This is a genomic window from Ornithinimicrobium murale (genome assembly GCF_003352835.1).
GTDB lineage: Bacteria > Actinomycetota > Actinomycetes > Actinomycetales > Dermatophilaceae > Ornithinicoccus > Ornithinicoccus muralis.
The window spans coordinates 447,834-472,123 of sequence record NZ_QLVD01000019.1 but is presented as its reverse complement, the minus strand read 5'-3'; the positions used below and the strand labels follow the sequence as shown (position 1 = coordinate 472,123).

General features: G+C 69.7%; 19 protein-coding genes, 1 tRNA gene and 1 pseudogene. 5 read left to right on the top strand and 16 right to left on the bottom strand.

Annotation, left to right across the window (positions count from 1 at the left end; all coding sequences use genetic code 11):
* Window positions 1-119: 119 nt before the first annotated feature.
* The 7 genes and pseudogenes from DPQ65_RS09005 to DPQ65_RS08975 all read right to left on the bottom strand — a co-directional run bounded on the left by DPQ65_RS09005 (window position 120) and on the right by DPQ65_RS08975 (window position 4,573).
* Window positions 120-383, bottom strand: a complete 264-nt coding sequence (locus DPQ65_RS09005) for a transposase (RefSeq protein ID WP_114906975.1) — start codon at window positions 381-383, stop codon at window positions 120-122.
* Complete coding sequence (locus DPQ65_RS15665; RefSeq protein ID WP_162802132.1) at window positions 380-556, bottom strand: hypothetical protein; 177 nt, start codon at window positions 554-556, stop codon at window positions 380-382. Before DPQ65_RS15665 ends, DPQ65_RS09005 begins: the two co-directional genes overlap by 4 nt.
* A gap of 467 nt (window positions 557-1,023) precedes the next feature.
* Window positions 1,024-1,437 (bottom strand): hypothetical protein, encoded by a 414-nt coding sequence (locus DPQ65_RS09000; RefSeq protein WP_114906974.1) that lies wholly within the window; start codon window positions 1,435-1,437, stop codon window positions 1,024-1,026.
* 984 nt (window positions 1,438-2,421) lie between these two features.
* Window positions 2,422-3,103: pseudogene (locus tag DPQ65_RS08990) on the bottom strand (IS5 family transposase); the annotation flags it as partial.
* Between the two features lies 1 nt (window position 3,104).
* Window positions 3,105-3,335: a helix-turn-helix domain-containing protein gene (locus DPQ65_RS08985; protein ID WP_114906972.1), complete on the bottom strand. Its 231-nt coding sequence runs from the start codon at window positions 3,333-3,335 to the stop codon at window positions 3,105-3,107.
* Window positions 3,336-3,488: 153 nt separating this feature from the next.
* Window positions 3,489-3,562, bottom strand: a tRNA-Val gene (locus DPQ65_RS08980).
* A 108-nt stretch (window positions 3,563-3,670) separates the two neighbouring features.
* On the bottom strand, window positions 3,671-4,573 hold the full coding sequence (locus tag DPQ65_RS08975) for an aminotransferase class IV (protein WP_114906971.1): 903 nt from the start codon (window positions 4,571-4,573) through the stop codon (window positions 3,671-3,673).
* 72 nt (window positions 4,574-4,645) lie between these two features.
* Between DPQ65_RS08975 and pta the strand changes: the two genes are divergently transcribed.
* The 4 genes from pta (at window position 4,646) to DPQ65_RS08955 (ending at window position 9,892) form a co-directional block, all read left to right on the top strand.
* Entirely contained in the window at window positions 4,646-6,712 is a 2,067-nt protein-coding gene (pta, locus tag DPQ65_RS08970; RefSeq protein ID WP_114906970.1) for a phosphate acetyltransferase, read from the top strand.
* A 2-nt stretch (window positions 6,713-6,714) separates the two neighbouring features.
* Window positions 6,715-7,953 (top strand): acetate/propionate family kinase, encoded by a 1,239-nt coding sequence (locus DPQ65_RS08965; RefSeq protein WP_114906969.1) that lies wholly within the window; start codon window positions 6,715-6,717, stop codon window positions 7,951-7,953.
* Window positions 7,954-8,110: 157 nt separating this feature from the next.
* Window positions 8,111-8,965 carry a hypothetical protein gene (locus DPQ65_RS08960; RefSeq protein WP_162802130.1) on the top strand — a complete coding sequence of 285 codons (855 nt, stop codon included), beginning with the start codon at window positions 8,111-8,113 and terminating at the stop codon, window positions 8,963-8,965.
* Between the two features lie 66 nt (window positions 8,966-9,031).
* Window positions 9,032-9,892 (top strand): hypothetical protein, encoded by an 861-nt coding sequence (locus DPQ65_RS08955; RefSeq protein WP_114907026.1) that lies wholly within the window; start codon window positions 9,032-9,034, stop codon window positions 9,890-9,892.
* A gap of 311 nt (window positions 9,893-10,203) precedes the next feature.
* Here the strand turns inward: DPQ65_RS08955 and DPQ65_RS08950 are convergent, their stop codons facing one another.
* On the bottom strand, window positions 10,204-11,274 hold the full coding sequence (locus DPQ65_RS08950) for a tellurite resistance/C4-dicarboxylate transporter family protein (RefSeq protein WP_238146753.1): 1,071 nt from the start codon (window positions 11,272-11,274) through the stop codon (window positions 10,204-10,206).
* 80 nt (window positions 11,275-11,354) lie between these two features.
* Between DPQ65_RS08950 and aztD the strand changes: the two genes are divergently transcribed.
* Window positions 11,355-12,749, top strand: a complete 1,395-nt coding sequence (gene aztD, locus DPQ65_RS08945; protein WP_114906967.1) for a zinc metallochaperone AztD — start codon at window positions 11,355-11,357, stop codon at window positions 12,747-12,749.
* 123 nt (window positions 12,750-12,872) lie between these two features.
* Here the strand turns inward: aztD and DPQ65_RS08940 are convergent, their stop codons facing one another.
* From DPQ65_RS08940 to DPQ65_RS08905, 8 genes are all read right to left on the bottom strand, one after another.
* Window positions 12,873-15,545 (bottom strand): MMPL family transporter, encoded by a 2,673-nt coding sequence (locus DPQ65_RS08940; RefSeq protein ID WP_202863058.1) that lies wholly within the window; start codon window positions 15,543-15,545, stop codon window positions 12,873-12,875.
* A gap of 92 nt (window positions 15,546-15,637) precedes the next feature.
* Window positions 15,638-16,306 (bottom strand): TetR/AcrR family transcriptional regulator, encoded by a 669-nt coding sequence (locus tag DPQ65_RS08935; protein ID WP_162802129.1) that lies wholly within the window; start codon window positions 16,304-16,306, stop codon window positions 15,638-15,640.
* Between the two features lie 74 nt (window positions 16,307-16,380).
* Window positions 16,381-17,508, bottom strand: coding sequence for a phosphotransferase family protein (locus tag DPQ65_RS08930; RefSeq protein ID WP_114906965.1), 1,128 nt, complete (start codon window positions 17,506-17,508; stop codon window positions 16,381-16,383).
* Window positions 17,505-18,749 carry a phosphotransferase gene (locus DPQ65_RS08925; RefSeq protein WP_114906964.1) on the bottom strand — a complete coding sequence of 415 codons (1,245 nt, stop codon included), beginning with the start codon at window positions 18,747-18,749 and terminating at the stop codon, window positions 17,505-17,507. Before DPQ65_RS08925 ends, DPQ65_RS08930 begins: the two co-directional genes overlap by 4 nt.
* An 8-nt stretch (window positions 18,750-18,757) precedes the next feature.
* Window positions 18,758-20,620 (bottom strand): ABC transporter ATP-binding protein, encoded by a 1,863-nt coding sequence (locus DPQ65_RS08920; RefSeq protein ID WP_114906963.1) that lies wholly within the window; start codon window positions 20,618-20,620, stop codon window positions 18,758-18,760.
* On the bottom strand, window positions 20,617-21,816 hold the full coding sequence (locus DPQ65_RS08915) for a glycosyltransferase family 4 protein (protein ID WP_114906962.1): 1,200 nt from the start codon (window positions 21,814-21,816) through the stop codon (window positions 20,617-20,619). Before DPQ65_RS08915 ends, DPQ65_RS08920 begins: the two co-directional genes overlap by 4 nt.
* A 14-nt stretch (window positions 21,817-21,830) precedes the next feature.
* Entirely contained in the window at window positions 21,831-23,084 is a 1,254-nt protein-coding gene (locus tag DPQ65_RS08910; protein WP_238146752.1) for a glycosyltransferase, read from the bottom strand.
* On the bottom strand, window positions 23,071-24,273 hold the full coding sequence (locus DPQ65_RS08905) for a glycosyltransferase family protein (RefSeq protein WP_114906961.1): 1,203 nt from the start codon (window positions 24,271-24,273) through the stop codon (window positions 23,071-23,073). The genes DPQ65_RS08910 and DPQ65_RS08905 overlap by 14 nt, the downstream gene beginning before the upstream one ends.
* Window positions 24,274-24,290 lie beyond the last annotated feature (17 nt).

Genomic DNA, 24,290 nt, shown 5'->3' with positions numbered 1-24,290 from the left:
GCGTAGGCTTGAGCACGCTCGTGGTCCTCGCTACTGGATGTCCTGAACAACACCCATGCTGGCGCAGGGCCACGAGCCCTCACGTCAACGCCACACCACGCTCAAAGTGGAAGAGCCGGTTAAGTTCGAAGAGCCGCCTTGGCCGGCTCGAACGCTTCGTACAGCGAGCCCAGGGTGTGGGTGTTCAGGTTGTCCATCACCAGCACGACACGCTCGGCGTCGGGGTAGTCGAGGGTGAGGAGCTGGTCGATCTCGTTCGCCCAGTCGATCCGGGTCCGTCGTGGCCGGGCGATGACGCGGCGCCGGCCGGCCAGCGGCTCGGCCCAGGCGAAGATGGAGCAGATGCCCCTGCGCAACGTACTTGGAGTCTTCCTTGCGGTCACCGCCGGGGCACGGACTCGGTGTACCGCTTGGCGACCAGGTACACCGTGGCCTCGCTGACCCCGATCCGGTCGGCGACTACCGCCCGGTCCGAAGCCGGACCAGCGCTCTCATCCAGCTCCAGCAGAATCCTGGCCCCGGCGATCATCCGCGCCGGGTTCCTCCCACTGGTCACCACCTTGGTCAACCGCCCCCCGGTCAGCGGCGGTCAACGTGACAACGTGCTCCTTCGGCCTTGGCATGACAATGACTCCTCTGGTCGAGCATCAACCAGACCAGCCGACCACACAAACCCAATATGAAGCACTCCAAGCGCCGCAAGCGATGGCTGTCATGACCACTTCCCTGCTCCAAGCCGACAGACTCACCTTGCGCTTCGGCGGCAATACGGCCCTTGACGATTCCCCTGGGCTTCGAGACGACCGCCGAGTTCCACCACGGGTTCCCCTTCGAACAGCTGGGCTACGAGCAGGTCAGCTCCGCCAGCAACTGAGCCACCCGACGGACACGTCATCTGTCACGGACGCCGGCCACGGTCAGCGACCGTGACGGGCGCTACCGTGGTTGCCGGACCGATGCCCAAGCCAGCCAGCGCCTGTTAGCCGTGGGCCCGCGCTGCCTCTGGGCTATTCTCTCTGCCGGTCAGGGCACGATCGTCGGCTGCGGACAAACGTCGTCCGGAAAAGGTGCCGCGAACTGCACCTGACTCATGTGCGCGATGTATGGATCCTCCCCTCCCTCCGAACGGTAGCCCGCCTTAAAACTCTCAAAGGAGGGAGGTACCGCGGGCGAATACCCCTCGGCTAGGAGGCACTCGTACGCCGCAACGCTCTGGTCATAGAGGTCTCCTAGCTCTTCCTCCGTCCACGGTGCCACGGTTGGTCGCTCACCAGCGCGACTGCGGCATTCCTGTTCCACACGCTCTGCATCGGCATCCTTCCCGTCTCCAACTGTGACGTCCATACGCATGTCAGCAACGTCAAAAGTTGCAAGAAAACCATTCTCCGTCATACACTCCGCGAGCTTCGAATAGTATGAGACAGCCACCTCGGCCATGGCCTCCCGGTCCGGGGGAGCTTCCTCGGCGGCATCTGACGAACACCCACCCAAACCAATTGCCCCCGCAAGGATCAAGCACGCAGCGTGCGCTGTGAAGTACTCACTCCCGACAGAATGCATACGTACCCCAGGCGTTGAGCGCTCCCTGCGCAGTTACTGCGCGCCAGTGCCCCCCGTTGTAGGTGCCCACTCGGGTGTGCTGTGTCCACGTGTCGTCATACCAGACCGAATAGTAACTGTTGCCAGGCGCCTTGAGCTTGATATCACCGTAAGAGAGTGAAGTTGCCGCTGGCGTCCCGATGTAACTGGGAGCGCATCCTGAGCGATAGAAGTACCCTTCAGCGTCCACATCCTCAGCGGGAGAAAATTCCGTGTCCACTTCGGCACCGGCGGAAAGTTCAGTGTCCACATTGGCGGCGGCGGGAAATGTAGTGGTCAGGACTAGCGCGGCCACCAAAGATGCCACCCGGTTGATTCTGCGGTGTTTTACGTCGAACATGACTACCTCCGACTTCACGTCGAGCGCCCCGTTGCGCCCAAGCTTGTGGCGCACAAGGTAGCACAGAGGGCTTCTACTAGGGTGTGTCTCCCATAGGTGGCGAGGGTCCGTGCTGACGGGAGGATTGATTGATGCTGTGCGATACGTGTTGACGGCTGATCATGAGATTCCAGAGCGCGCCCTGTTGGTGATCATGCCCGGCGACCTCGTTCAGGTCGGAGACCGGGACACGGAGTGGCATGCTTTCGTGTTCGTGACGGGTTCACAGGGAGCGGGGTGGGTGCCCGCACGTCACATCGATATCGATGGCTCGGTAGGTATCGTCCGCGCCGGGTATGACACCACCGATCTCCCCGCAGTTTCGGGTGAAAGCGTTAATGTCCTATAGGACGATTCAGAAAGCGGCTGGTCCTGGTGCCGGAACGCTGATGGTCGTGAGGGATGGATTCCTCAGCGCGTGCTCGCTGTTGCGTGACCGATAGTCACACGCGTAGCCAGGTGAGGATGGCGCAGAGGGCGACGCCGGCGCGGTAGGTGATAGCGAGTTTGTCGAATCGGGTGGCGATGCCCCGCCATTGCTTGGCGAGGGCGAAGAACCGCTCGATCACGTTCCGGCCGCGGTAGGCGTCGGCGTCGAAACCGGGTGGGCGGCCGCCGCGAATACCGCGTCGCTTGCGGGCGGCTGCCTGGTCTCGCTTGTCAGGGATGACGGTCTTGATGTTACGGCGACGCAGCTCGCTGCGGATGACACCGGTCGCGTAGGAGCGGTCGGCGATCACCGCATCCGGCCGGGTCCTTGGGTGTCCGGGGCCGAGCCGCGGAACCTGGACCTGGGCGAGGACTTCGGCGAGCATCGCGCCGTCGTTGCGCTGCCCGCCGGTCACGATCATCGCCAACGGGCGTCCGCGCCCATCGACGGCCTGGTGGATTTTCGTGGTCAGGCCGCCACGAGAGCGGCCGATGCCATGCCCAGGCGGCTCAACCTCGCGCCAGGGCAGATTCTTGTGATTCGATCCAGCCCCCTGTGTCCTGCTCGGGGCGGGTGGTGTTCGTCGCATGCTGATGCGCACGCGCGATCGTCGCATCGATCGACACCGCCCAGTCGATCTTCCCAGCCACATCGGCCTCGGCGAGAATCTGCGTCAACACGCGATCCCAGGTGCCATCACCGCACGTGCGGTGGCTCGTCCGTGTGGATCTCATAATGCGCGTCAGCCAGGAAGCCGGCGACGTGGGCGGGGTCGAAGCGCAGCTCGCGGCCAATGACGTAGTGGTCGATCCGGCGTTCGTGTGTGAGCCGGTAGACGTACTTGACCGGCTTGCCGAGGTAGGCAGCGAGCTGGGGTGCGGTCCACAGCTCGCACGGGATCACCGGCGTCTGAGGTCGCGGGTTCATGCGAGTCCCTAGGCGCCGGAGCACAGGAACAGGGTGCCAAAAACGGGCCGAAACGGGACCTGTTGGTATGCAAGTGGTATTTATTCGTCGGGGCCGGGCCGGGCGTGCGGGGTGATTCTTCGTGTTTCCGCAGGTCAGACGCTTGAGAGTGGGTGGACGTGAAGGGACTCGAACCCCTGACCTCTCGCGTGTGAAGCGAGCGCTCTAACCAGCTGAGCTACACGTCCTGATGCGGCGGTTACCTTAACCCGCCGCGGCCGACCCATCCTAATCGACAGGCACGGGTTCCATCGCCATCGGCACGCTCGACCAGGACGGTCTCGAACCCGCTCTGGTCAGGGGTCCATCCGCTCCTTGCCGAGCCGCGCGAAGATCTCGGCGGCCTGCTGCGTCACCGGGCCCGGGTCGGCGCTCAGACCGCGGTCGGCCAGCTCCACCGCCGCGAGCTCACCGGCCAGCGTCTCCTGGGCCGGGACGATGCGGATCGCACCGATGGCCTGCACGTCGCGGGTGCTGGAGGTCAGGAAGGCCTCGTCGCACTCGGTGAGCACCGACAGCGGCATCGACTCCTCGACCACCTCCAGGCCCTCCTCGCGGCACCACTCGATCGTCAGGGCACGAGTGATTCCGGCGAGCGGCCCGGTGTCCAGCGGCGGGGTGAAGATCACGCCGTCGCGCACGACGAAGATGTTGGACCCGGTCCCCTCGCACAACTCCCCCGCGCCATTGGCGAAGATCGCCTCGGTGGCGCCCAGGGACTTGGCGGCGGACAGCGCGACCACGTTCTCGGCATACGAGGTGGTCTTCAGCCCCACCGTGGCCGCGCGCTCGTTGCGGATCCAGGGGACCACCGCCACGGTCGTCACGGGCGCGGGGCGCTGGAGCTCACCGGCGACGACGATGTGCGTCATGGGGCCGTCCAGCCGGTCCGACCCGAGGGGGCCGATGCCGCCGGTGACGGTGTAGCGCAGCCGCCCGAAGGGGATCGGCCCGTCGCCGAGCACGGAGGCGATGCCCTCGTCCACGTGCGCTCGGTCCAGTGCAGGGAGCCCGAGCCCGGCCAGGGACCGGTCCATGCGGTCGTGGTGGCGGGTCCTGGCGAAAACCTGTCCGTCGACGATCTTGGCTGTCTCGAAGACACCGTCGCCGACGGTGACGCCGTGGTCGACCGCCGCGATGGCCGGTCCCTCGTCGACGCGCTGCCCGTCCACCCACACCCTGACCTGGTCTGCACTCATGTCAGACAGAATCTCATGACGGGCTGGAGGTTGGCTGAGCAACCTGGCCGCCGGACCGGATAGGTTCGTGCCGTGACCACGAGCCTCTATCTGGCCTCCGCCGAGTCCCGCTCGGGCAAGTCCGCCGTGGCCCTGGGCATCCTCGAGCAGCTCACCCGCCTCGGTGGGCGGGTCGGGGTGTTCCGCCCGATCGTGCAGGACGACGCACCGGATGCGCTGCTGCACCTGCTCCTCCCCCGGGCCTCATCCCCGCTGGGCCCCGAGCAGGCGGTCGGCGTCTCCTACGACCGGGTGCACGCCAACGCCGAGGCCGCGGTCGGCGAGGTGGTCACCCGGTTCCACGAGTATGCCGAGGCGCACGACACCGTGCTCGTCATCGGCTCGGACTTCACGGACATCCCCGGGCCGACCGAGTTCTCGGTCAACGCCAGCATCGCGGCCAACATCGGGGCACCGATGATCCTGGTGGTGCCGGCGATCAACCGGTCACCGGACGATGTCGTCACGGCCGCCTCCCTGACCGCCCACGAGGCGCGGCTGCGGCACGCCAGCGTGCTCGCAGTGGTGGCCAACCGCGTCGCTGCCGACCAGACCGAGCCCACCCGCGAGGCCCTGGCCGAACACCTGCCGGACCACTCGGCATACGTGCTGCCGGCCAGCCCGGTCCTGGCCGCGCCCACCCTGCGGGACCTGATGCAGGCCACCGGCGGTGAGCTGTTCCTGGGCGACCAGTCCCTGCTCGACCAGGAGGCCATGAGCCTGATCGTCGCGGGGATGACGATGCCCAACGTGCTGGACCGGCTCACCGAGGGCGCCGTGGTGATCTGCCCGGCCGACCGCGAGGAGGTGCTGCTGGCCTCGCTGCAGGCGCACCGGGCCAGCACCTTCCCGGGCCTGTCCGGCATCGTCCTCAACGGCGGTTTCGAGCTCAGCCCGCAGGTGCGGCGCCTGGTGGACGGGCTCGACGTGCAGCTGCCGGTGGTCCGCTCACCGCACGGCACCTTCACCACCGCGACGCTGTGCCATGGCGCGCGGCCCCGCATCCAGTCGGGGTCGCACCGCAAGATCGAGGAGGCGATCGGCGTGGTCCAGCAGCACCTCGACGTCGCCGCACTCCTCCCCCAGGCCGCCGCACGGGCCACGGGCATCGTGACGCCGCTGATGTTCGAGCACCGGCTCACCGAGTGGGCCCAGGACGCCGAGGCGACGATCGTGCTGCCCGAGGGACTGGAGGAGCGCATCCTGCGGGCCGCCGACCAGCTGCTGGCCCAGGGTGTCGTCCGGCTGACCCTGCTGGGCCCTGAGTCCGAGATCCGCTCGCGCGCAACGGAGCTGGGGCTCCGCCTGGACGACGCGACGTGCGTGGACCCGCAGACCGACCCCCGCCGACAGACCTATGCCGAGGAGTATGCCCGGCTGCGCGCCCACAAGGGGATCACACTCGACCAGGCACTGGACATGGTCGTCGACCCGGCCTACTTCGGCACCCTCATGGTGCACAGCGGCGATGCCGACGGCATGGTCTCCGGCTCCATCACGACCACCGCCAACACGGTCCGCCCGGCGCTCGAGGTCATCCGGACCTCGGAGGGCGTCTCGGTGGTCTCGTCGGTCTTCTTCATGTGTCTGGCCGAGCAGGTCCTGGTCTATGGCGACTGCGCGATCAACCCGGACCCGAGCGCCGAGCAGCTGGCCGACATCGCGATCTCCTCGGCCCGGACCGCTGCGCAGTTCGGCGTCGAGCCCCGGGTGGCGATGCTGTCCTACTCCACCGGTGGCTCCGGCACCGGCGCCGACGTCGACAAGGTCCGGCGCGCCACCACCCTGGTCCGCGAGCTGGCACCGGAGCTGTCCGTCGAGGGGCCGATCCAGTATGACGCCGCCGTCGACATGGCCGTCGCGGCCACCAAGCTCAAGGACTCGGTCGTGGCCGGGAGAGCCACCGTGCTGATCTTCCCGGACCTCAACACCGGCAACAACACCTACAAGGCGGTGCAGCGCAGCGCCCAGGCGGTCGCGGTCGGACCGGTGCTGCAGGGGCTGCGCAAACCGGTCAACGACCTCTCGCGCGGCGCCACGGTGCGCGACATCGTCAACACCGTCGCGATCACGGCCGTCCAGGCCAAGGAGACCCGATGAGTATGCCGAGTGCCGCGGGTGGCGAGCCCGTCACCGACGCCGGTGGTTCCGTCGCGTCAGGGCCGGTCCTGGTGATCAACGCCGGCTCCTCCTCGCTGAAATACCAACTGGTGCAGGCGGACTCGGGGCAGTCGCGGGCGACCGGGCTGATCGAGCGGATCGGCCTGGACGACGGTCTGGCCCGCCACACCGTCGAGGGTCGGGAGCACGTCCTGGAGCGGGACATCCCGGACCATGCGGCTGCCTTCGAGGTGCTGGCGGCGCAGTTCGCCGAGCACGGGCCGGACCTGCAGTCCGCAGCCCCGGTCGCCATCGGTCACCGGGTCGTCCACGGCGGTGCCAAGTTTGCATCGACGGTGCTGATCGACGACGAGGTGCTCACGACACTGCGCCGCCTGGTGCCTCTGGCGCCACTGCACAACCCCGGCAACATCGCGGGCATCGAGGTCGCCCTGGAGACCTTCCCGGACCTGCCCCAGGTGGCGGTCTTCGACACGGCCTTCCACCAGACCATGCCACCGGCGGCCTACACCTACGCCGTCCCGCTGTCCTGGCGGCAGACCTTCAACATCCGGGCCTATGGCTTCCACGGCACCTCCCACGCCTATGTCTCGCGCCGGGTGGCCGACCTGCTCGAGCGGCCGCTGGAGGAGACCAACACCGTGGTGCTCCATCTCGGCAACGGTGCCAGCGCCTGCGCCGTGGAGGGCGGGCGCAGCGTCGACACGTCGATGGGCCTGAGCCCGCTGGGCGGTCTGGTGATGGGCACCCGGCCGGGCGACCTGGATCCCGGTCTGCCGGCCCACCTCTCGCGGGTGGCCGGCATGACGCTGCCCGAGTTCGACCACGCGCTCAACAAGGAGTCCGGCCTCAAGGCCCTGGCCGGGGACAGCGACTTCCGGCAGGTCATGGAGCGACGCGAGGCCGGCGACGAGGCGGCCGGCCTGGCCTTCGACGTCGTGGTCCACCGGCTGGTGCGGCACCTCGGGGCTCTGGCGCTGGTGCTGGGTCGGCTGGACGCGATCGCGTTCACCGCCGGCATCGGGGAGAACAGTCCCACCCTGCGTGCAGCCGTCCTCGAGCGCGCCGGGCTGCTCGGCGTCGAGCTGGATGCCGAGGCCAACGACGCAGCCCAGGGTGAGACCCGGATCAGCACGGCGGCCAGCCTGGTCGCGGCCTTCGTGGTGCCGACCAACGAGGAGTGGGAGATCGCTCTCGAGGCCTCCCGCTTGCTCACCTGATTTGCGAGTGGTTTCGCACACCTCCCACGCATTTTGCGAGAGGTTTTGTAGGCACTCTCCAGGCACGTCCGCGCAGGTCGGCCAGTTGACGTCGCGCCCGGGCGGGAGGACATTGGTGACCAGAGACCGCACGCGGTGACCCCACACGGGGGAGGTCATGATGACCCGGACCACCGGCACCCGCTGGGTGATCGCCTGCGCCACCGTGCTGGTGCTTCTCGGGGGGTGTGGCGGGGCGTCAGAGGTCACGGACCCGAACGGTGAGCCAAGCCCGACGGTCGAGCCCAGCACCTCCGCGGACGAGCCGACCACCGCCACCTTCACGACACCGCAGACCGAGGACCCGGGGCGCACCGAGGACCCCGACGGTGGTGGTGGCGACGACGAGGTAGCAGTCGACTTGCCGGGTCTGCCGATCGGCGGCTTCCACGAGGTCGACCCGGTCGATCCCACGGTGCGCTGCGTCGTCGTCAACTTTAGCGGCCCGCCGGACCTCGTGCCGCCGGAGGCCAACCTGGAAATCACCGGCCTCGCGGTTGAGCCGGCCGGGGCCTACGGCTGGGCGGCGGACGGCTGCAACGGCTTCGGGCCGTGCCTGGACTCCCCCGGTGTGCTGGACGCCGGCGGACAGTGCGGGGTGCGGGTCGACCAGGTGGCCACGGTCCCCGACGGGACCGGTGCCCTCTCTGTGACCAGCGGCTCCATCGACTGTGCCACCGAGGCTCGCGCGGTCTGCGAGCAGTTCGCCGCCGAGGTGGAGGCCGCGCCGCCGGACACCATCGAATGGGATGACGCACTCACTGAGTGGGTGCCCGACATGGCCACGACCACCGAGGCCTCCACCACCGGCACCCCGACCACCATAGCCACCGAGACCACCACGACCACCGAGACCTCCACGATCGGCAGCACCGGCGCGGGCACCGACACGACGAGCGCTGTCACCGCCACCACCAAGGCGACACCGGGTGAGGTGTCCACGTCACCGGACGCACCCACGTCCACGGGCTAGCTGGCGATGGCCGACGAGGCACAGGCCGACTTGGAGTCGAGCAGCCCGGAGCCAAGAGGCCCGTCCGTGTTCGACCACCTGAGCAGATGGCTCGGGGTGGGCACCAGCGTCATCGCGCCGGTGACGCTGCTGACGGCTCTGCTGTTCTACTTCGGCTACGTCTCCTCGCGCGCGCAGTACCGCTACTTCGGGCTCGACGTGGACACCATCGGCCTGTCGAGCAACGACTTCGTCATGCGCAGCCCGGCAGTGCTCCTCGTGCCACTGTTGGTCGTGGCGCTCACCGCGATCGGTCTGTTGCTGCTCCACGTGCGGTTGCGCCGGCACCCGCCCCCCGGGCGCCTCGTCGGGTGGGCGGTCCTCGTCGCCCTGGTCGGCCTGGCGGCCGGGTTGGTGCTGTTGCTCGGCTTCGCGTGGTTCGGACAGTGGGGGGCCTATCCCCTGGTGACGCCGATCCTGGTGGCAGCGAGCACGGCGTCGTTGGCCTACCTCTTCTGGATGCCCACCGCGCCCGCCTGGCTACGGCGCTCCGCCGACGACCGGGCCCGCTGGGTGCGGCCCGGTGTGACCGCCCTGTCCCTGGTGGTCGTGGCCACCGGGCTGTTCTGGGCGACCGCGACGCTCGCGGAGTGGACCGGGCGGGGCAACGCCCAGCAGACCGCACGAAATCTCGACGAGCTGCCCGCGGTCATCCTGGACTCCCCCACCCGGCTGTTCCTGACCGACGGCATCGTCGAGGAGACTGCCCTTCCGGCCGAGGAGCCGGAGGGGTTCCGATACCGCTACCGCGGCTTCCGGCTGCTGATCCAGGGTGAGACCCACCTGTTCCTCGTTCCCGAGCGGTGGTCGCCCAGCAACTCCACGCTCGCTGTGCCGACCGACGGATCAGTGCGGCTGCAGTTCCGTTTCGTCGATCGGGAACCGTGACGGCACAGGCGACCCCTTCCCGAGAGTGATCCCCGGCTGCACGCCACTGAGACATGGCAGAGCCCGTGAGTTCCGTGCAGGTGCACGGAGGCGCGGGGGACGACGTCCGCGCCAGACTCACGGGCTCCGGTGACTGAGTGGTATTCGCGTCACCCGTCCGGGTTCTGGCCGCTGCCGAGGCAGGGAGGCCAGGCGAAGGCCGAGCTCAGCGCTCAGCCACCTCACGCGTCCGATAGATATTCACAGGTCGGACCACCTCCCTTCTCGTGTGACCCGAATGTATGTCGGGAGGCCACCCGGTGACAAGGGGTTTACGCCGCGCGTCGGATCTCGCGTGCCCGCGGCGGCAGGAAGACCGTGACCAGCACGTGCCGCAGCATGGCGACCAGCACGATCAGCAGCACCGCAAAGGCCAGCCACAGCTCGACCCGCCCGATCCAGCCGACCAGCGGGAGCTCGTCGGCCTGGCCCAGATAGATGCCGGCCACGGCATACATCCCCAGCGGGAAGACCATGCTCCACAGGGTGGCCTCGTAGCGCAGCGGGACCTGATGCAGCCAGTGCCGCCAGATCCCCACGGCGAAGAGCACCGGGATCAGCCAGGTGGCGAACGCCCAGAAGACGACCGACAGGCCCGCGACCAGGCCTCGGGTGGCGTCGACCATCGGGGCCGCGGCCATCTCCACGATGCGGGCACCGGCCAGGACGGTGATCGCGCAGGCCCCCATCGCCACCCAGTAGGGCGGGTTGAGGTCCTCCGGCTTCAGTTCGTAGAGCAGCATCCGCAGTGCCACGATCATCCCCGCCGCGGCATACAGGAACACCCCCACGGACCAGGCGACGACGGCGAGCACCGACAGGCCCTGGGTGGCCGTGGCGCTGACCGGCTCCAGGGTTGCCGCGGCCACCGCGACCGACTGGCTGGCGACCACCCAGATGAACCAGGTGCCGTTGGCGTTGGCCACCACGGGCCGGGCCACCTTGCCCAGCACCGCCGTCCACGGCACGACATAACCCATCACCGCCCACGCCGTCGCGGTCAGCGTCAGGAAGACCGCGGTGATCGTGTGGAAGCCCTCCATGAACAGTCGCACGCCCAGGACGTTGGTGCCGGCCACATAGGTGAAGTAGCCGAAGGCCCGCTTGGGGTCCAGGAAGTCCTCGGCCATTGCCCGCCGGAACCGCAGGAAGCGCAGAACCGTGAGTCCGCCCAGCACCAGGAAGGCCGTCACGCACACGCCCAGCAGCACCCGCGAGAGCACTGTGAAGCCCTCCAGCGCGAGGCCCACCGACACGATCCCGCTGGCCATCACGAGCGCGAAATAGCCGGGCGTGAGTCCCTCGACAGCGACATCGAAGCGGTGTGTCAGGTCGGAGGCCACACCCAGACCGTAGTGCGGCGACACGATTGTGACCAGTGCGGTTGCTGAGAACCGTTCTCGTTGTGATAATGATTCTCACTATGAATTCAACCAGACGCACCAGCATCCTGTCCGTCCTCGCCAGCACCGGGCTGTTTCTCGCGGTGGCCGGGTGCGCCACCGAGTCAGAGGCGCCCGCAGAGGTCGACAGTGATGCCGTCGCTGTCCCGACAGACGACACCGCCCGGGGCACGACCGAGGAGCCCGCCCACGAGGGCCACGACCACGAAGACGAGACTCACGAGGGCCACGGCCACGACCACAAAGACGAGACTCACGACCACGAAGGCCACGACCACGAGGACCACGAAGACGCCCGCCCCACCACCGAGGCGGCCGGGCCCTCCCCCCGGCTGGGTGTCACCTACGACGGGGGCGTGCTGGTCCTGGACGCCTACACCCTGGACGTCGAGGCCGACCTCCCGGCCGAGGGCTTCCTGCGCCTCAACCCAGCCGGCGACGGACGACACTTCCTGCTCACCGACAGCGACGGCTTCCGGGTGCTCGACGCGGGCACCTGGAGCGTGCCGCACGGCAACCACGACCACTCCTATACCACCGAGCCACTGTTGACCGACCACGTCTTCGAGGCTGACCACCCGGGGCACGTGGTGACCCACGGCGACACCACCGTGCTCTTTGCCGACGGCACCGGGGAGATCCAGACCTTCACCAGCGACGACCTCTCCCCCAGCGCACTGCCAGAGACCGAGCAACTCAGTGCTGCCGAGGCCCACCACGGCGTGGCCGTGCGCCTGGAGGACGGCAGCACCCTGCTGACCGTGGGCACGCAGGAGGCGCGCACCGGTGCCATCGTGCAGGACGCCGACGGCACGGAGATCGCGCGCAGCGAGGACTGCCCGGGAGTGCACGGTGAGACGGTGGCCGCCGAGGAGGTCGTCGCTCTCGGCTGCGAGGACGGGGTGCTCCTCTACCGCGACGGCGAGTTCGTCAAGGTCCGGGCCGAGGCCGCCTACGCCCGCTCCGGCAACCTGGCCGGCCACGAGGCGAGCCCCTACGTGCTGGGCGACTACAAGACCGACCCGGACGCCGACCTGGAGCGGCCCACGCAGGTGGTCCTGATCGACACGGTTGAGGCCACCTCCCAGGTGGTGGACCTGCCGGCCAGCTACAGCTTCCGCTCCCTGGCGCGCGGTCCCGAGGGTGAGGCGCTCGTCCTGGGGACTGACGGCATACTCCGCACGCTCGACCCGGCCACCGGGGAGGTGACGGCCCAGACCGAGGTTGTCGACGCCTGGGAGGAGCCCGAGGACTGGCAGCGGCCGCGCCCCACGCTCCACGTCCGGGGTGAGTTCGCCTATGTCACCGAGCCGGCCACGCAGGAGCTGCACGTGGTGGACCTCGCCGAGCAGACGGTGATCGACACCGCGCCCCTGCCCGTGGTCCCGAACGAGCTGACCTCCGTCACAGGCTGACCCGCAGGCCTTCCGGGGCGGGCCGGTCCCCTCAGCCAGGACCACGCTCCCCCACCCCGGACGGGCTGTGCCCTGCCCCGGAGTTCGGGGCAGGGCACAGCAGCGGGGCCGTATGCCGAGGGGTCAGCGGGCGCGGACCGTCTCCTGCGCGCCGGGCCGGGTCGCGTCGTCACCCGAGCCACCGGGAGTGTCGCCACCGGGGCCGTCACCCCCGGGTGTGTCCTCGCCGGGGCTGTCGTCCCCGGGGGTGATGTCGACGTCGCCGTCGGGATAGGTGTCCACCCCGAGCTCGCGCTCGAGCTTGGCGCCCTCGACATCCATCTCCGGGAGGATCCGGTCCAGCCAGCGCGGGAGATACCACGCCTTCTCACCCAGCAGCGAGAGCACGGCCGGGGTGAGGGTCATCCGGACCAGGAAGGCGTCGATCAGCACGCCGACCGCCAGTCCGAGACCGATCGGGCGGACCATCGCCAGGTGAGCGAAGACGAACCCGCCGAAGACCGAGATCATGATGATCGCGGCGGCGGTCACCACCCGGGCGCTGTGGTTGAACCCGCTCACGACGGCGCGCGCTGCACTCTCGCCGTGCACATGCGCCTCCCGCATCGCCGACACCAGGAAGACCTGATAGTCCATGGCCAGGCCGAAGAGCACCCCGATCAGCAGGATCGGCAGGAAGCTCAGGATCGGCCCCGGCTCGTGCACTCCGAAGAAGGCGCTGCCGACGCCCCACTGGTAGACCGCGACGACGGCACCGAACGCGGCGGCCACGGAGAGCAGGAAGCCTCCGGTGGCCAGCAGCGGCACGAGCAGTGAGCGGAAGACCAGGAGCAGCAGCACCAGGGAGAGGCCGACCACCACCAGCAGGTAGAGCGGCAGTGCGTCGCCCAGCTGCTCGGAGATGTCGATATTGGCGACCGTCTGGCCGGTGAAGCCCAGCTCTGCACCGTGAGCCTCCCCGATCTGGTCGGCGGCGCTGTCCAGGTTGTGCACCAGGTCGACGGTGACCTCATCGGCCGGGCCGCCCTCAGGGACGATCTGGAAGACGAGCGTGGAGCGGTCGTCGCTGATGCCGGCGGGCACCACGGACGCGGCACCGTCCACGCCGGCCAGCTCCTCACCGAGCTCGACCTGGGCGCTCATCAGCGCCTGCTCGCTGTCCTCCACCGGGTCCCCCAGGGTCGCGACCGCCAGGATCGGGCCGTTGGATCCTGCACCGAAGTGCTCCCGGGTCAGGTCATAGGCGGCGTAGGCGGTCGAGTCCTCGGGCTCGGAGGCACCGTCGGGCAGCCCCAGCCGGATGTCCATGGCCGGGAAAGCCAGGGCAGCCACGGCGACGAGCACGCCAAGCACCGCGAGCCACGGGTGACGCTGCACGCGCGCCGCCCACCCCCTGCTCTCTGTCGGCGCTCTCTCGGCGTGCTTGCCGCCGCCACGGCGACGGCCGAGGATGCGGGTGCCCATCAGGGACAGCAGCGCCGGGGCCAGGGTGATCGCCAGCAGCACGGCGACCAGCACCGTGCCGGCCGCCACCAGTCCCATGACACCCAGGAACGGGATCCCCGTGACCACGAGCGCGGCCAGCGCGATGAAGACGGTCATCCCCGCGAAGACGACGGCGTTGCCGGACGTCCCGGTGGCCAGCGCGATCGAGGCCCGCAGCTCCATTCCCTGTTGCAGCTGGGTGCGGTGGCGGTTGATCAGGAACAGCGAGTAGTCGATCCCGACAGCCAGGCCCAGCATGAGGGCCAGCGCCGGGGTGGCGCTGTTCATGTCGACCCACTGGGTCAGAGCCATCGCGCCGCCGACGCCCACCCCGACGCCGACCAGCGCCATCAGGAGCGGAAGCCCAGCGGCCAGCAACCCTCCGAGCATGACCAGCAGGACCACGGCGGCGACGGCGATGCCGATCGCCTCGGTCGCACCGACCACGCTGGAGATGTCCTGGACGATGGCCTGGGAGTACTCAACGCTGACACCACTGCCCTCGAGCTGTTCCCCGAGGTCCTGCAGCTCGGCGGTGACGGCCGGGTCGAGCGAGGCACCCATGAACTCGAACTGCAGCTGGGACAGCGCAGCCGTGCCGTCCTCGGAGACGAACCGCAGGCCGCTGCTGAGCTCGGCGAGGCGCTCCCCCAGGTCCAGCTGCTGCTCACCGGCGGTGAGCTCGGCCTCACCCTGCTCCAACTCCTGGCTGGCGGCGTCCAGCTCGGCCTGGCCGGCATCGAGCTGGTCCTTCGCCTCGGCGAGCTGGGCCTCGGCACCGGCCACCATCTCCGGCGACATCGCGGACCGGTTCTGCTCCAGCGCAGCCAGCCCCGCCTCATACTCCGCCCTGCCGGCGTCGAGCTCCTCCTGGCCCGCGCGCAGCTCCTCTCGGCCGGCCTCCAGCCCGGTGCGGGCCTGCGCCAGCTCCTCGCGTCCCTGGGCCATCTGGTCGGCGGCACCCGCGAGCTCGGCCTGGGTCTGGAACGGATCTGTCGCCGAGGTCACGCCGTCGATCTCCCGCCACTGCGTGATCAGGTCGGCGACGGTCTGCTGCTCGGTGTCGGTGAACCCGCCCTCAGACGTGAAGACCACCGTGCCGCTGGCCCCGGCAGCGGCTGGCAACGCTTCCTCCAGGTCGCCGAGGACCTGCTCGAAACGGGACCCTGGCATGCTGAACTCGTTGCTCAGCGGCTTCATCAGCGTGGCGGCGGCGCCACCTGCTGCCGCCACGATCAGGACCCAGGCGACGATGGTGCGCCACGGGTGGTCGGCGCACCAGCGCCCCAGTCGGTGCAGGAAGGAAGCCACGGTTGTTCCTCTCGGTGATCGGACCGGTGGTCCGGTGGTGGTGCAGGTCGTCTACGGATGGGCCGGGTCCCCGTTGACCACGGCGTGAGCGGTCAGCGGGGCTGATCAGTCCTGGGCTCGGCAGGGGTGACCCAGCCCTCGGCTGCGAACTGCAGTCCCTGACGCAGGAGGCGGTTGAAGTCCGCTGCCGCGGCGTCATCGACGACACCCACGGGAGTCTGCATCCAGTGCCGCTCCGCCGCCTCGAAGATGGCCATCACCGCCCCGGCCAGGGTGGTCACGGCGAGCTCGCCGGCGTCAGGCAGCCGCTCGCGCAAGAGCCCCTCGAACCACTCCTGGTGATAGGTCCAGACGTTGACCGCGACGCTGTGCCGCTCCAGTCCGGAGCACTTGACGGCGACGATCCAGGAGAGCAGATCTCGCGGAATGGGCGCCACCTGCAGTGCCGCGTCCATCGCCACCAGAGGCTCCTCCCCCAGCGGCCGCGCCCGGAACGCCTCGGCGATCCCGGCGATGGGGACGGACATGCCCTCGGCCAGAGCAGCCTCGAGGCTGGCGAAGTAGTTGAAGAAGGTGCGTCGGGAGACCCCTGCCGCCTCGGCGACCTCCTCAACGGTCATCGACTCCAGCGACCCCTTCGTCAGCTGGGCGCGCAGGGCCTCCAGCAGCCGCTCCCGGGTGCGCGCCTTGTTGAGGGCACGCCGACCCGGCACGGGCCCAGCCTCCTGCTCCTCGTGGTCGGAGTCGGCGTGGTCGGTCACAGAAGAACGGTAGGTCCAACTTTGCACTCCGTGCAAATCTGCACCCAGTGCAGGGGCGTGTTTCTCGTCACACCTCAGTCGATCGCAGCCACAGGTGGAGTCGCGGCCCAGGACAGGGCCAGAGCGCGGTGCCGGGGACGGAAGGCGTAGAGGCAGGCCAGCCGCAGCCGGGTGGCCTCGGCGTAGGTGGCGAACCGCTCGTCACTGACGCCGAGGGAGTCGGCGACCTCGCGGATCGACTGTTGCGCTATCTCACTGTGCCGCTGCGACCACAGGCCCTGGTCGGCCCGCAGGCGTGCGTGCACCCAGAGGTTGGCCAGGTCGAGGGCCGGCTCGGCCAGGGCCACCGTGTCGAAGTCGAGCAATCCGAGACGGTTGCCCTCGGCAAGCATCTGCTTGTCGTGCAGGTCGCGGTGGCTGACCACCAGGTCCTGTGCGGGTTGGCTGACCAGGTCGGCCGCGACGTCCTCAACGCGGCGCAGGAGGGTGCCGTGCAGGTCGGCGGGCAGCGCCTCCAGCCGCGTCACCCACTCCTGCCACCGCCGCAGGACGGCAACCTCATCATGAGCGGTGTGCGGCGCGGGCGTGCTGCCGATCCCCGACGGGGCGACCGTCGATGCCCCCGACCGCGCACCGGCCTCTGCCAGTGGCCGGGCCAGGCGGGGCCAGTGATCAGTGAAGATGCCCCACCAGCGGCCCCACTCCGACCGGGTGAGCACGCCCCCTAGCTCGTGCAGGCTGCGGCCGGGAAGGACACCGAAGCTCACTGACCCGGACCGGACTCCGTCCACGGTGGGAGCGTCGAAGCCGGCGTGCAGCGCGAGGTCCCGTCCCTGCTGGGCCGCGGCGGCGACGACGGGCCCCTCCCCTGTTCGGACGATCTTGACGAAGTCAGCGGCGCGCCGGACCACGGCCCGCCGTCCATAGCGGTGCACCAGCAACGTCCCCTCGGCACTCGCGCCCGCCAGATCCGGCAGCTTGACGTCCATGCCGGCCGGAGCCACCTGCACCTTGCTGACCTGCCACCCCAGGCCCGAGGCGGGCCGCACCCAGAGCCGGGCCGCACGGAGCCGGCCAGCCAGGTCACGGCCCTCCACCAGGATCACCTCGAGGCCGTCTCGGCGGCCGCGGGGCCAGGCACGGTCGATGGTCAGCCGGTCCTCCCCCAGCTGAACCTGCTCCGGAACCGGTCCGCTGGTCATCGGAGCACCGCCTCTACCTGGTCCAGCCGCCGGTGGATGCCCTCCAGCCAGTCCGGCTCACCGGCCCGGAACGGCTCTGTGGCCCGGGCCAGAAGCGCACGCGCGACCCAGGTGCGCAGCGAGCCCTCGTCTGGCGGGACGAGCAGGGAGGCCGGTGTCTCGGCATACCCGGTCAGGATCGCGCCGGTCAGGGGCAGGGAGTCGACGCCGCCGAAGTGCGCACCGGACGATGTGTGCGTGAGCTCGGCCGCCCCGAAGGTGCCCAGGTCGGCCATGAGCGCACCGCATCCGGTCCGGTCGAAGTCGGTGAGGCGCACGGTGTCCTCCCCCTCGCGGCCGACCAGCACCTGGTCTGCTGAGAAGTCACCGTGGATCGTGCCGACGGCCCAGTCGCTGGCCCCCAGACGTTCCTCGAGCCGGGTCACGGCCCGGTCCATCCGGGAAGCCGCGACCTGGTCCAGCGACCCGAGGTGCTCGACAAGCGCGCGCAGCGAGTCGGCCGGAGCCGTGACCTCGTCCGAGGCCACGTCCGCGCCATGCAGCAGACCCAGGGCCGCCCCGGCAGCAGGAGCCAGTGCGACAGCGTCCTGGGGCACCAGGGTGGAGAGGTCACCGCGTCCGAACCACGGCCAGGCGGTGACGCGCTTGTTGCCGGCAACCGGGTGGTCACGATCCGGGTGGATCACCGGCACGCCGGCTGCCTGGTAGGCGGCCAGCTGCCTGCGCACGCCACGCTGGGGGTGGGCGGTGATCCGGACGATCTGCGGGTCACGGGACTCAACCTCCCGCCGCAGCACGAGGCGGCGCAGCGGGTTGTAGCGCAGGACGTGCAGGTCACCCATGGTCACCGCCTCACTCACGAAGGGGTGCACCGCGCGCAGCCCGTCCAGCCCCTTCTGCAGCCGGGGATCGGTGTCGATGCTGCCGTGGACGATCGTCAGGTCTCCGGTCCGCACCAGGTGCACCCGCTGGGCCCGCTCCTCCGCCCGGTCCAGAGCGTTGCGCAACTTGTCCAGGTGCGCGTCGTGAGAGACCTGGATCCAGTGGGGCGCAACCTCCCGGGCGGTGTCGAGCAGGACGGCGGTCGTGGACAGGCCGGGCTTGAACCTCAGGCGGGTGGCCTGCACCTCGCGGCCGACCAGCTCGGAGAGGCGGGCCGCATCGATGAGCAGATCAGCGCTGGCGCGGCCGCTCATCGACACCGGACGGTATCTCGCGGCGAAACGGGTCGCTGTCGCCATGGGATCAGTCACCTCCCGGCGCCGGTGGTCATGGGCACCGGCCCATCCAGCGGACGCGGAGAAGCTGCGGCCGGGTGGCCCGGTGCCCTTCCCTGCTCCGACGAGCCGGTGAAGGCCGCTCCCTCGGGAAGCACACTGTCCGAGGGACCATCGAAGCGGACCCCACCGCCCTCGATCCACACGATGCGGTCGCACTCGCGGGCAGTCTGCTCGTCGTGGGTCACCACCAGGGTGGTGCGACCACGTGTGAGCCGGTCGATCGCCTCCCGGACGGCACCGGCGTTCTCAGCGTCCAGTCCGGCGGTGGCCTCATCGAGGATGACGATGGCGGCGTCCCGCAACAGAGCACGGGCGATGGCGATGCGCTGGCGCTGCCCACCAGATAGGGTCGACCCGCGTTCACCGACCTGGGTGTCGTAGCCGTCGGGCATGCGGCGGATGAACTCGTCGGCCCGGGCCAGCTGTGCCGCCCGGACCACCTCCTCGTCCGTGGCATCCAGCTGACCGTAGCGGATGTTGTCGGCGATGGTGCCCGTGAACAGCACGGATTCCTGCAGCACGACCGCGATCTGCGACCGGAGGTCGTGCACGTCCAGCCGGCGGACATCCACACCGTCGACCCGGATGCCGCCGCTGCGGACATCCATCATGCGCGTGACCAGGCCGGTGAGGGTGGACTTGCCGGCACCCGACGGCCCGACCACGGCGACCCGCTGCCCCTCGGGGATGTGCAGGTTGAGGGCGTGCAGCACCGGCGGGTTGTCGCCGTAGCCGGCGGTCACCCGGTCCAGTCGCAGGTCCCCCCGGATGCGCCCCAGGTGGATCGGGTCCGCCGGGCTGGTGATGTCGGGCTCCTGGTCGAGCACTTCAGCGACCCGCTCGCCGGAGGCTGCGGCCCGCGCGATGCGGCCGGTGTACTTGGCGAGGTCGCGCAAGGGCTTCATCGCTGTCTTGAGATAGGTCAGGAAGATCACCAGGTCGCCGGGGGTCATGGCCCCCTGCATCACCCGGTAGCCACCGAGCATCAGCACGGTCGCCGTTGCGCAGCCGACCAGGACGTCGGTGCCGCGCTCCAGAGCCGCGGACAGTCGCTTGGCCTGCACTCCGTCCTTGAGCGACTTGGCGTTGCGTCCGCCGAACTTGTCCTCCAGCGTGCCTTCCAGCCCGTAGGCCTGGACCACGCGCATGCCACCCACCGTCTCCTGGGCGATGTTGGCCAGGTCGCCCTCGGCCCTACGCGTCTTGCGGGAGGCGTGCGTGATCTTCGGGGTGCTGGTCCGAGACATCAGCAGGAACAGCACGGCGGCGACCAGCACGATGAGGGCGAGCATCGGGTCGAGCCAGAACATCACCCCAGACATCGCCACGAGGGTGAAGACATTCACCAGCAAGGGCATGCCGGCGGTGACGGCGACCTCCTGCAGTCGCCCGACATCGCTGACCAGTCGCTGCACCAGGTCACCGGAGCGTGAGGTCGAGTGATACTGCGTCGAGAGCCGGTTGACGTGGCGGAAGACCCGCTGGCGCAACTCGGTCGCGATGCGCGAGCCGCCGAGAGCGAAGGCGACGGTGGCCAGGTAGTTGAAGATGGCGCGGAAGCCGACGAGCGCCACGGTTGCCAGTGCACACGCCAGCAGCAGGCGGAAGGTGGCCTGCGGGCCGGCCTCGGACAGGTCAGCGCCGAGTGAGCGGGTCACCGCATCCACCACGAACTTGACCGGCCACGGCTCGAGCACCCGGAAGACGACCTCGAGCAGCAGTGCCACTGCACCCCCGGCAAGGATCGGCGTGTGGCTGCGAACGTGCGGACGGATCAGGCCCAGGGTCCGGCGCAGGGCCGTCCGCTTGGCCTCCGGTGACTTCGCGGTCATGCGAGCACCTCCTCGGGGGCCGCAGGCAGGGTGATGCCGTCCAGGATCAGGTCAAGGACACTGCCCCAGGAGTGGTTGGCGAGCACCATCTCGCGGCCGGCCAGCCCCATGGCCCGGGCCCGCTTCGGGTCCGCCACCAGCGCGTCGATCGCGGCCGCGAGCGCCGCAGGATCAGACGGCTCGACCAGCAGGCCGTTCTCCTCGTGCCGGACGATACCGGGCACCTGACCGACCCGGGAGGCGACGACCGGCAGGCCGGCGGCGGCGTACTCATAGATCTTCAGGGGCGAGAAGTACTGGTCCGCACCACTGCCGAGCACCGGGTAGGGCGCGACCGAGATCGCCGAGCCCGCCAGCGCGGCCGGGATGTCGCCGGGCGACACGGCACCGCGGAAGTCCACCTGCAGACCCAACCGGGCAGCCTGCTCAGCCAGTGCGGGTCCCTGCGGCCCGTCCCCGACAATGCGCAGCTGCCAGCGCTCGCGGGCCACGGCAGCGGCCTCCAGGAGCACCTCGACGCCGTGCCAGGGTTTGAGCGTCCCGACGAACAGGACGACCGGGTCGCCCTCGGTGCGGGCCTCGGTGGGGGCGATGCGCGTGGTGTTGACGCCGTTGGGCGTCACGGTGATCTTGGCGGCCGCTTCGGGGCAGTGCCCGCGGACCCACGCGGCCACGGGTTCGGAGACACAGGCCACGACGGCCGCGGCGTGCACCTGGGTGCGCAGCGCGTTGAGCGCGCCGGTGGCATCGATCAGGTCACGGTGGGTGGCCTGCTCGTCAATCAGCGGGGCGTTGACCTCCAGGACGCCGGGGATGCCCAGCGTGGTGCTCACCTCGGCGAGCGCGGTGGAGAACAGGGAGTAGCGCTCGTAGGCGATGTCGACGCCGTCGGCGATGGCCCGCACAGCCATCTCGTGGGCGGCCGCAACCTGGCGCTGCTCGCGCCGGGCCGTGCGCTGCTGCTGCGGGAACTCCTTGTCGGCCAGCCGGTCGGCCTTGCTGTCGACGGGCACGTGGGTGACCGGCACGTCGGCCAGGTCGGCGGGCACGTGGTCATCGGTGCGAGCGGTGTAGAGCTGCACGTCGGCACCGCGGTCGCGGAAGGCTCGGATGATCTCCTGGACGTGCACGGAGGCGCCCTTGGTGCCGAAGGCGGGCACGCCGGGGTCTGCGGACAGGTAGGCAACACGGGTCATGGGTCTGTCTCCTCTCAGCCGACCAGCAGGGCGGCGCCCTGCTGACGGCTGGCGAGCCGCAGCGCCTGACGCGCTGTGTCGAACTCGGCCTCGATCAGGTCACGGGCCGCGCGCGCGATCGCGACGCGGGGATAGTCGGGGTCGGCGGCGCGCACCAGCGCCTGTGCCAGCTCGCTCACGTCGCCGGTTCCCAGTCGGTCGGCGGACAGCAGCTGGCCGGTGCGGCCGTCGCGGACGGCTTCGGGGATGCCGGTGACGTCGCTCGCGATGACGGGCACGCCCATCGCCATGGCCTCCAGCAGGACGGTCGGCAGACCGTCTGCGTTGCCGTCGGCACCGACCACGCACGGGGCGACCATCACGTCGGCCCACCGCAGCAGGTCGCGGATCTCCTCCTGGTGGCGTGGGCCCAACAGCTCGATGGTGCCGACCAGTCCAGCGGTCTGGATGTCAGCGGCCAGCTGGGCACGCAGCTCGCCGTCACCGGCGATCCGCACCTGGACGGTTGGCCCTGCGGGCCCGGCGAGCTCGCGCACGGCCTCGATGAGGTGGTCAAAGCCCTTCTTCTCCACCAGTCGACCGACGGCGGCGACCTTCAAGGCACCAGTCACCGGCTCCGGCGGGGCATAGCTGAACTTGGCCAGGTCCAGGCCGTTGCGGATCAGCACGACGCGGTCTGCCAGCTCCGGATAGCGGCCCAGCAGGAACTGGTGGTTGAACTCGCTGATCGCCACGACGTGGTCGGCGGCGCTGAGCACCTCCAGCAACAGGTCGTGGTCGACAGACTCGTGGAACAGGTCCTTGGCGTGGGTCGTCACGGAGAACGGAATGCCGGCGATCGCGCTGGCGACCCGGGCGACACGCGCGGCCATTGAGCCGAAGTGCGCATGTAGGTGGGTGATGCCCTGCTCCGTGGCGCTCAGGGCCAGGTGCACCCCTTGCACCGCCTCGGGCGGGTCGAGCCGCGCTAGCAGGGGCATCACGGCAGGGAGCCGGTGGTCCAGCTCCGGGATGACTGCGCGGGCGCGGCGCAGGACGTTCCAGGCGTCGGTCAGCTTGGCGGGCTTGGGCAGGTGGGTCACCGGCGCCTGGACCTTGGCGATCTCGGGGTGGAACCGGGCGTCCGTGGTCGGACGCAGGGCGAAGATCGCCAGGTCCTCCCCCGCCGCCTCACGGCTGAGGATCTCGGTGACCACGAAGGTCTCGGAGAAGCGCGGGTAGACCTTGAGGACGTAACCGACGCGGGGGGTGGCCTCAGACGGCAACACGGGTGAACTCCTTGACGGTGGCGCCGGGCTGCAGGGCAGCGACGCGGTGGGCGACTCCGGCCAGTCCGGCCAGGTCGAGGTGGTCACGAGCAGCGGTCCGCTGGACTGCTGCGGACAGCCAGCCCGACAGTCGCTCGGCGGTGAGGTCCGCCAGACGCTCCAGGTCCACGGCCCCTGCTGCCGTCAGGCCCCGGGCGCGGATGAGTTGCTCCTGCCGGGGCATCTCGCGGGGGACGAGAAGGACGGGGGTGTCGGTGGTCAGCACCTCGCACACGGTGTTGTAACCGGCCATCGCGACGACGGCGCTGGCGCGGCGGATGGTGGCGAGGCCGTCGGGGACCGAGGCGACGACCCTGGTGCCGGGGGCTGCGACGCGCTGGATCTCGGCCAGGTCCTCGGTGGGCATCTGGGGTCCGGCGACGACCAGGTGACGATGCCCGGTGGGCACGATGGCGCTGGCGGCCCGGGTCAGGACCTCCTTGCCGTCACTGCCACCGCCGGCCATGCTCAGAACATAGGGCAGCTCGGTGGGGTCCGTCTCGGGAACGCAGCGGCGTCCGCTGGCGAGATAGCCGGTGTAGTGGATCAGATCGTGCAACTCGGTGGGCACCTCACCGGTCACCCGGACGTCGTGGACCTGCGGGTCGCCGTACACCCAGATCTCGTCAAAGATGTCACGGACCTCCTCGAGGTCGCCGACGCTGGCCCACTCGCGGGCCACGGCCTCCGGCTCGTCGAGCACCTCACGTAGCCCGAGGACGATCATCGTCTCCGGGCTCCTGCTGCGGGTCGCCGCCAGAGCCTTGCGCAGCTCGCCGTCGACGCCGTAGGGGTGCCGGTCGACGATGATCAGGTCGGGGTTGAGACCATTGACGACCCCGTGGACGATCTGCTCGCGGATGCTGATCAGGTCGTCCATCGGCACCTGCATGTGCCGTGGCTCGTAGCCGTTGCCGCCCTTGCAGACACCGGGGAGCAGCGCGACGTCGAATCCTGCGGGGACGTCGAGGTCGGCCCCGTGGCCGACGCCGGTCACCAGCATGCCGGTGACCGAGCGGCCGGTGAGGGCGGGGATCTCTGCGGTCAGCGTGTGGGCCAGCGCCAGGTTGCGGCGGATGTGCCCGAGGCCGACGGAGTCATGGGAGTAGAGCAGGACCCGGAACGGGTCGTGGTCCTCGGTGCGGATCATCCGTCAACCTCCTGGTC

What these genes read in the sequence shown, in the direction of transcription:
- DPQ65_RS08925 (WP_114906964.1), bottom strand. Translation starts at nt 18,749, where the DNA reads ATGGCGACAGCGACCCGTTTCGCCGCGAGATACCGTCCGGTGTCGATG.
- DPQ65_RS08985 (WP_114906972.1), bottom strand. Translation starts at nt 3,335, where the DNA reads ATGAACCCGCGACCTCAGACGCCGGTGATCCCGTGCGAGCTGTGGACC.
- aztD (WP_114906967.1), top strand. Translation starts at nt 11,355, where the DNA reads ATGAATTCAACCAGACGCACCAGCATCCTGTCCGTCCTCGCCAGCACC.
- DPQ65_RS08915 (WP_114906962.1), bottom strand. Translation starts at nt 21,816, where the DNA reads ATGACCCGTGTTGCCTACCTGTCCGCAGACCCCGGCGTGCCCGCCTTC.
- DPQ65_RS08975 (WP_114906971.1), bottom strand. Translation starts at nt 4,573, where the DNA reads ATGAGTGCAGACCAGGTCAGGGTGTGGGTGGACGGGCAGCGCGTCGAC.
- DPQ65_RS08920 (WP_114906963.1), bottom strand. Translation starts at nt 20,620, where the DNA reads ATGACCGCGAAGTCACCGGAGGCCAAGCGGACGGCCCTGCGCCGGACC.
- DPQ65_RS09000 (WP_114906974.1), bottom strand. Translation starts at nt 1,437, where the DNA reads ATGGCCGAGGTGGCTGTCTCATACTATTCGAAGCTCGCGGAGTGTATG.
- DPQ65_RS08965 (WP_114906969.1), top strand. Translation starts at nt 6,715, where the DNA reads ATGCCGAGTGCCGCGGGTGGCGAGCCCGTCACCGACGCCGGTGGTTCC.
- DPQ65_RS08960 (WP_162802130.1), top strand. Translation starts at nt 8,111, where the DNA reads ATGATGACCCGGACCACCGGCACCCGCTGGGTGATCGCCTGCGCCACC.
- DPQ65_RS08930 (WP_114906965.1), bottom strand. Translation starts at nt 17,508, where the DNA reads ATGACCAGCGGACCGGTTCCGGAGCAGGTTCAGCTGGGGGAGGACCGG.
- DPQ65_RS08905 (WP_114906961.1), bottom strand. Translation starts at nt 24,273, where the DNA reads ATGATCCGCACCGAGGACCACGACCCGTTCCGGGTCCTGCTCTACTCC.